General features: G+C 72.2%; 2 protein-coding genes. Both read right to left on the reverse strand.

All coding sequences use genetic code 11. The features are described 5' to 3' along the window. Positions 1–991 (reverse strand): acyltransferase family protein (locus AXW62_RS44290; RefSeq protein ID WP_159061117.1); only part of this gene is annotated, 991 nt, incomplete at its 3' end. A gap of 188 nt (positions 992–1,179) precedes the next feature. Then, positions 1,180–2,400, reverse strand: a complete 1,221-nt coding sequence (locus AXW62_RS39495; RefSeq protein ID WP_060948540.1) for a cysteine desulfurase-like protein — start codon at positions 2,398–2,400, stop codon at positions 1,180–1,182. Positions 2,401–2,473: the final 73 nt, after the last annotated feature.

The raw sequence follows: 2,473 nt of genomic DNA on the forward strand, positions 1-2,473 counted from the left end.
CCCCCACGGTCAGCGCCGTGGCGGTCACCGTGTCGAAGGTCCGCCGGTCCAGCGTCACCCGGATCGCGTACAGCAGCGGGAAGTGCACCATGTACAGCGCGAACGACGCCTCGCCCAGCAGCACCAGGCCCCGGCGCCCCAGCAGGCTCCCCCGCCCCTGCACATCGCGGGTGGCGAGGGCCGGGATCAGGACGGCCACCGGCAGACAGGTCGCGGCTCCCCAGAGGAACTCCTCCGGCAACACCGGCCGTGCCGCGAAGACCCCCGCCAGGGCGAGCAGCGGCCAGTGCGGACGTACCGGCGGCCAGCGGTCCAGCTGCACCGCGCGGGCCAGTACCAGCCCCAGCACGAACTCCAGCAGCCGCACCGGAGGGAAGAAGTAGATCAGCCACCAGCGCTCCGTCGACAGCGTCGGCCAACTCCCCGGGGCCGCCTCGTCGGTGACGGCCATCGCCACCATCGGCATCGCCAGCACCAGCGCCGCCATCAGGGCGATCGCGGGTCGGATCAGCCGTGCCGGGATGGCGCGCACCGGGCGGATCAGCAGGGGGAAGAGCGCGTAGAAGAACGCCTCACAGGAGATGGACCAGGTCACCGGATTCACGCTGCTGAAATCGGCCATGTCCGGGACCCAGGCGTGCACCAGCAGCAGATTCCGCACCGCCTGTCCCAGCCCCGGATCCGGCACCGGAAGCGACGCGGCGGTGCCCGTCGCCATGAGCAGGCCCATCATCAAGGACCAGGTCACCACGTGATTGGGGAAGATCTTCACCAGTCGGCGGCGCCAGAACCGGAGGGCGGTGTCGGCCGGGGACGCGTTCCACGCCAGCACGAAACCGCTGAGCAGGAAGAACGAGGAAACCGCTGCCGCGCTCGCCATGGCCGAGACATCGGCGGCCTCATAAACCGCCTGATCCTCATAAAATCTGCCGAGCGTCAGGACATGGCCCGCCAGCACCACAGCGGCCAGCAGAAAACGCAATCCCGTCAACGACGGGAGCCGATCGCCACGCGACAGAGCACCGGCCACGAAAAACCCTCCCCACACGAAGCAGGCACAGCACCCACGAGCCTGCCCGCCGCGCCGTCCGCACCCCAATACCGCCCGCACGGGAACATGTACGCGAACACCACCACCCGTACGAAGACCCGTCAGGCGGAACCGGGGCGGACGGACGGTCAGCCGTGGCCGGCCGGCGTGCGCAGGAAGTCCGAGAGCGCCTCCAGCAGCCGGTCCACGTCCTCGGTGCTGGTGTAGGGGGCCAGGCCGACGCGCAGCCCGCCGGTGTCCCCCAGGCCCAGCCGGCGGGACGCCTCCACCGCGTAGAAGGAGCCGGAGGGCGCGTCGACACCGCGGGCGGCGAGGTGGCGGCAGGCGTCGGTGGTGTCGCGGCCGTCGATGGTCAGCAGCAGGGTCGGGGTGCGGTCCGCCGCCCGGGAGTGGACGGTGACCGGGCCGAGGGCGGCCAGTTCCTCGTCCATGCGCCGGCGCAGGGTGTCCTCGTGCCGTTCGAGGGCCGCGTACGCCGACGCCAGCCGCTCCCGGCGGCTGCCTTCGGCGTCGGGGTCCAGGGTGGCGAGGAAGTCGACGGCGGCGCGGGTGCCGGCGAGGAACTCATAGGGCAGGGTGCCGAATTCGAAGCGCTCGGGCACCGCGTTCGTGGAGGGGAGCAGCTTGTCCGGGGTCAGGGTCTCCAGCAGCTCGGGCCGGCTCGCCAGAACGCCGAGGTGGGGCCCGAGGAACTTGTACGGGGAGCAGACGAGGAAGTCCGCCCCGAGCTGCCGGATGTCGACGTGGGCGTGGGCGGCGTAGTGCACACCGTCGACGTAGAGCAGCGCCCCGGCCGCGTGCACCCGGCGGGAGATCTCCGGGATGGCGGGGCGGGTGCCGATCAGGTTGGAGGCGGCGGTGACCGCGACCAGCCGGGTGCGGTCGCCGAGCCGGGCGCTGATGTCGTCGGGGGTCAGTTCGCCCGTCGCCGGGTCGAAGTCGGCCCAGCGCACGGTGGCGCCGACGGCCTCGGCGGCCTGGATCCAGGGACGGATGTTGGAGTCGTGGTCCAGCCGGGACACCACCACCTCGTCGCCCGGTGACCAGGTCTTGGCGAGGGTGCGGGAGAAGTCGTAGGTGAGGGCGGTGGCGCTGCGTCCGAAGACGATCGCGGCCGGGTCGGCGCCCAGCAGATCGGCCATGGCCTGCCGGGCCGACCGGACGAGGGCCTCGGCGTTGCGCTCCCCCGCGGTGATGTGGCCGCGGTTGGCCAGGGGGTTGGCCAGCGCCTCGGAGACGGCCTCGATGACGGGGAGGGGGGTCTGGGTGCCTCCTGGGCCGTCGAAGTGGGCCGACCCGGCCTTCAGGGCGGGGAACTGTGCGCGCACGGCGGTGATGTCGTATGTCACGGGCGACTCCTTGCAGAGGGGTGACCGGGGCGATCCTATGCGGGCGCCGGAGCGCGGCGGCAGGGGCGGGGAG

The organism is Streptomyces hygroscopicus subsp. hygroscopicus, assembly GCF_001553455.1.
GTDB classification, from domain to species: domain Bacteria; phylum Actinomycetota; class Actinomycetes; order Streptomycetales; family Streptomycetaceae; genus Streptomyces; species Streptomyces hygroscopicus.